This is a genomic window from Pseudolactococcus yaeyamensis (genome assembly GCF_054658615.1).
Window position 1 is genome coordinate 1 of sequence record NZ_BAAGGP010000132.1, and the last position, 4428, is coordinate 4428.

The window sequence follows — 4428 nt, forward strand, 5'->3', positions numbered from 1 at the left end:
AATTATGTGGAAAAAAATCTTGTTTTCAGCAATGCTTTTAACACTGGCAACGCCTTTAATGGCACAAGCTGAAACAACCAAAACAACGAATGATACTGTTGCAGTTACGACAACACCTAAAAAATCGATAACGCAACAAAAAATCGCAATCCATAAAGTGATCAGTCAAAAGACACTTGAAAGCGGTGTTGAAATTAAAAATTTAGCAGGTGTCAACGGTGCCAATTTCCGTGTCTATGATGTGACGGAAATCATGTGGCAAGAGCTTGACACAGTCAAATTACAAGCTCAGAAAAAGGCAGATGAGCTAAATGCTAAGGCATCGTCTGCTTATTCAGATAAGAGTAAAGAGGCGGAAGAAAATAAAACGCCTGAGAAAGCCTCTAAAACGTCCACTACGGACGAAAAGGAATCTGATAAGCAAACAGACCTGACGACACCCGAAACGCCGTCTGATGACGATACAGCTCCTAAAAAAGTCTTTACAATTGAAGACATTGAAACAATCAGCTCAGATGAGTTTGTAACTAAACTGACCTCAAAAATTCAAAAGATGACTGTGACTGAGTTGAAAATGTTCGCCCAGGGCGCAACTCAAAACTACAACAATGAAGATGGTGTGTTTGAGTTTACAATCCCAGTGAAGGAACAGGAGTATCGGGCCTATTATGTCGTCAATGATAAGGTGGCTGACAATGCCGCAACGCTGAGTATGCCATTTGTTATGATGACACCACAATTTGATGCTCAGGGCGTACTTTTAGATGTCTTTAACATCTATCCAAAATCAGAAGCTATTCCAAAAATTCCTGATACTTTCGGCAAGAAAGAGTTTCCTAATACAGGAATTAAGGCTGATTTCTTTTCATACTTGGTTAATCTTTTCAGATAACAAGAATTCCTGACTAAAAAGTCACGTGGTGGGGCATACGAACCACCCCAATAAAGGAAAGAAGGGGATGCCTATTAAACAAGGTTTTTCACTTTTAAAACTGTCTTTGGTGTTGATTGGTCTGATTGGTGTCAGTCTTGCATATTTGCCAAAATTAGAGAAGCAGGTAATTGTAGCTGAACAGTCGAAAAAGGCAAGTCAAAGTGATCACGAACAAAAAATAATCTTATCAAAGGCGATTAATCAGGTATCAAAAGGCATTGAGTATGAAGCACCGCAAACTGTTTTGAGCTCTAGCGAGATAGAAGAAATGAAGTCATCTCTGAACGGAGGGAACGCCTTGATGCAACGAAATAGGACAAGAAAAAACGAGGTAAATGATAATGAATAGGACTGAACAAATTGTATATAATGCTTTGATAGATGAGTTAATTGATGATGAAACAAAGCAGATTAAAGAGTCAATGCGTGGCATTTCAAAGAGTGGTTTTCAAAAGATACTCACTCAAAATATTAAGACTTATCAGGCTGAAAAACTTGATATTTCAGAAGATGAATCACAAAAGCTCGTTGCCCTCAATCATCTCAGTGAAGATGACTTTGAGCAACTCAAAACGGAGCTACTCACTTGTTACGCAATAGTCTAAATTGCGCATAGCGCACCAACCTGCGCAAGCAGCTTAAAAGGGGATTGGGGGAACCCCAACAAGACAAGAAAAATAAAAATTTTGAAACTGCAAAGAGGTACGACCGCAGTTTCGAAATTTTTATTTTTTGGTGTTTGGATATCCAAACACTCTGCTTGCCATACACGGGCTTTAGCCCTTTTGGGGCTAATCGCCAATCCGTAAATTTTATAGAAAGTAGGAAGAATCGTGAAAGAAAAGCGACAACGAAGTATACAGAAATTGATACGACTTGACGACGAAGAAAATCAATTTATCATGGGCAGAGTTCGGGATAGTGGTATCAATAGTTTTCAAAATTTCGTAAGGCATATGTTGATTAAAGGGCAGGTCATCACACATGATTATAGCGAGTTGAATGAAGTAAGACGAGCAGTCAATGCGATTGGTCGAAATGTCAATCAGACGGTCAAATATATTAACATGAGTGGCGAGATAAGCCATGATGAGTTAGAACATTTGCTTATGCAAATTGATAGCGTTAAAAGTTTGGTAGCCACTTTCATCAAAGACGAACGCAAGGCTCATGAAAGCGAGGTACTTTAGTGGTTGCGACAAAACATTTGTCTCCAATCCATGGTGTCGCTGGGATGAAACGTGCAATCATCTACATCATGAATCCAAAGAAGACGACGATTGATGACATAGATGATGCACAACCTGATTTTGATTTCAAACGTTCGGTCGATGCGAACGGTTCAATCCAAAAACAATTGGTCAGCGGTTACTTGATTGATGACCTTGAAAGTGCCTCGGAAGAAATGTTATTGACTAAGCAGCTGGCATTTGCTCGTAAAGGTAATCGTAAAAACTTTTTTCAGGCAACAGATAAGGACGTTATGGTTCATCATCTAACCCAATCGTTTAGTCCTGATGACAAATTAACACTTGAACAAATTCATGAGATAGGTCGAAAAACAGCCGTTGAATTTCTTGGTGGGGAATATGAATTTGTGATCGCAACTCATGTTGATCAAGCGCATATTCATAATCATATTATATTCAACAGCACCAATCAGAAAACGCTGAACAAATTTGAATGGCGTGCGAAAAAAAACTTATAACGCCTATCGACAAATATCGGACAAGCATGCGGCAATGGCAGGCGCCTATATCATCAAACCTGATACGAGAAGACTAAAAGCCTATGGTAGTTATCATCGTGAGATTAACTTCAAAGACGAGATCAAGGCTAGGGTCGATTTCCTGTTACGCCATTCGATTTCTCTCGGTGACTTTGAACAAAAAGCTTTAGCGCTTAAACTTGATGTCAATTGGTCTGGCAAGCATACAACTTACAGGTTGCTTGATTATGAACAAAAAAGAGCGACACGTGCTCGAAGTTTAGTCAGACGTGGTGACCCACCAAAATATAATTTGGAACAAGTCTATGAGACGACTAAACGAAATGACGGTGTTGTGCTCCCGATTTCAGAAATTAAGGCAGCTTATGACCTTGAGAGAGAAAATTATCAAGAAGAGTTTCAGCTGCGCTTTAGCTTAGAACCTTGGCAAGTTGAGGCTCAGACCGAGCAAGGTGTGTATGTCAAACTTGATTATGGCAGAGGCAAGCAAGGAACGGTTCTCATTCCTGCACAAGCACTTGAACAAAACGAGGGTGCTCTTGACGTCTTCATTAACAAGAATGATTTCTTTTATTTCATCAATCCAGATAACTCAAAAGATAATCGGTTCATGACGGGTGCGACCATTGCCAAGCAGCTGACAAATGAAAATGGCACACCACTCATCAAGAAAAATTCACACATCAGCAACATCCAACACTTGGTTGAACAGTTTAACTTTCTATCAGCTCATGGTGTAACTTCTGGTGCGCAGTTGCGTGATTTACTAGAGCGATTTGACCAAGAATTGAAAACGACTGAGGACGCCCTCAAGCAACTTGATGACCGTTTAATTCGTCAGCAGCAGATTTCAAAAGCCTTACTCGCTTTACAGTCAGATGATGGCTTTGAACAGGAGTTTGCCATTAAACTTTTGACCGACTTAAACGTGCCGCAACATTTAATCTATGACAAATCTGAAATTTTGGTAGAGCAAATTGAAATTGAGACAAGCGCCCTACGTGATCAATTTGAAAGTATCGTGGAAGAGTTAGAGCAAACACAAACGATTGAACAAGAATATAAAGGGGAGGAAAAAGCAGGGAAAAAACTTTAATGTGTTATTTAAAATTAAAACAAAAGCACTCAGTATGAAGGTAGAAAATTCTACTTTCATACTGAGTGCTTTTGTTGTTGTGAGGGAATTTTATTCATCAAGAATAATGATCCTTAGCAGAGTAGATAAATAAAATGTCAGCTTCAACTTTGTAGACTAATCTATCTTTTTCGTTTATTCGACGAGAGATTTTACCAGATAAATCTTCTTTTAAGATTTCTGGTTTTCCTATCCCGTTAAATGGATCTCGTTCAATGTCTTTGATTAGATTATTGATTTTCTTGAGTGTCCTTTTATCTTGAGTTTGCCAAGATAGATAATCATCCCAGGCATCATCACTCCATGATTTAATCATCGTCTACCTCAATCAGGTCACGTATGATTCCTTTGCCTGCATTAAATTGCTTATCAGCACGTTGGATTTTCTCCATGAGATATTGATTATTCAAGATGTAGTTATTTTCAATCAGATTATCATAATCAATCTTCGATAAGACAACAACATTTTCCTCTGGTTTTTTGTTCGTCACGATGATAACATCGCTATCATCATTGACTTTCTTCATGTATGATTTTAGATTAGCACGGAAATTACTATAAGCTACTGCTTCCAATAAGCCACCTCTTTCTATATTTATATTGTACTGCTTTTTGTACAATAAATCAAGC

General features: G+C 38.5%; 8 protein-coding genes. 6 read left to right on the plus strand and 2 right to left on the minus strand.

From position 1 onward, the window contains the following. The 6 genes from ACYQ21_RS14675 to ACYQ21_RS14700 form a co-directional block, all read left to right on the plus strand. Nucleotides 1–892, plus strand: an 892-nt coding sequence (locus tag ACYQ21_RS14675; protein WP_460059344.1) for a pilin N-terminal domain-containing protein, incomplete at its 5' end; no start/stop codon positions are given. A gap of 67 nt (nucleotides 893–959) precedes the next feature. Continuing rightward, entirely contained in the window at nucleotides 960–1283 is a 324-nt protein-coding gene (locus tag ACYQ21_RS14680; protein WP_460059345.1) for a hypothetical protein, read from the plus strand. Continuing rightward, entirely contained in the window at nucleotides 1270–1539 is a 270-nt protein-coding gene (locus tag ACYQ21_RS14685) for a hypothetical protein (RefSeq protein WP_460059346.1), read from the plus strand. The genes ACYQ21_RS14680 and ACYQ21_RS14685 overlap by 14 nt, the downstream gene beginning before the upstream one ends. A 228-nt stretch (nucleotides 1540–1767) precedes the next feature. After that, on the plus strand, nucleotides 1768–2124 hold the full coding sequence (locus tag ACYQ21_RS14690; RefSeq protein ID WP_460059348.1) for a plasmid mobilization protein: 357 nt from the start codon (nucleotides 1768–1770) through the stop codon (nucleotides 2122–2124). Beyond that, on the plus strand, nucleotides 2124–2642 hold the full coding sequence (locus ACYQ21_RS14695; protein ID WP_460059349.1) for a relaxase/mobilization nuclease domain-containing protein: 519 nt from the start codon (nucleotides 2124–2126) through the stop codon (nucleotides 2640–2642). The genes ACYQ21_RS14690 and ACYQ21_RS14695 overlap by 1 nt, the downstream gene beginning before the upstream one ends. After that, nucleotides 2623–3759, plus strand: a complete 1137-nt coding sequence (locus tag ACYQ21_RS14700) for a helical hairpin domain-containing protein (protein WP_460059351.1) — start codon at nucleotides 2623–2625, stop codon at nucleotides 3757–3759. The genes ACYQ21_RS14695 and ACYQ21_RS14700 overlap by 20 nt, the downstream gene beginning before the upstream one ends. Before the next feature lie 97 nt (nucleotides 3760–3856). Here the strand turns inward: ACYQ21_RS14700 and ACYQ21_RS14705 are convergent, their stop codons facing one another. After that, entirely contained in the window at nucleotides 3857–4114 is a 258-nt protein-coding gene (locus ACYQ21_RS14705; RefSeq protein ID WP_460059353.1) for a Txe/YoeB family addiction module toxin, read from the minus strand. Then, on the minus strand, nucleotides 4107–4373 hold the full coding sequence (locus tag ACYQ21_RS14710; RefSeq protein ID WP_172355004.1) for a type II toxin-antitoxin system Phd/YefM family antitoxin: 267 nt from the start codon (nucleotides 4371–4373) through the stop codon (nucleotides 4107–4109). The genes ACYQ21_RS14705 and ACYQ21_RS14710 overlap by 8 nt, the downstream gene beginning before the upstream one ends. Between the last annotated feature and the right edge of the window lie 55 nt (nucleotides 4374–4428).

Excerpts from the sequence above, each read along its gene's own strand:
- ACYQ21_RS14685 (WP_460059346.1), top strand. The coding sequence starts at position 1,270 with ATGATAATGAATAGGACTGAACAAATTGTATATAATGCTTTGATAGAT.
- ACYQ21_RS14680 (WP_460059345.1), top strand. The coding sequence starts at position 960 with ATGCCTATTAAACAAGGTTTTTCACTTTTAAAACTGTCTTTGGTGTTG.
- ACYQ21_RS14705 (WP_460059353.1), bottom strand. The coding sequence starts at position 4,114 with ATGATTAAATCATGGAGTGATGATGCCTGGGATGATTATCTATCTTGG.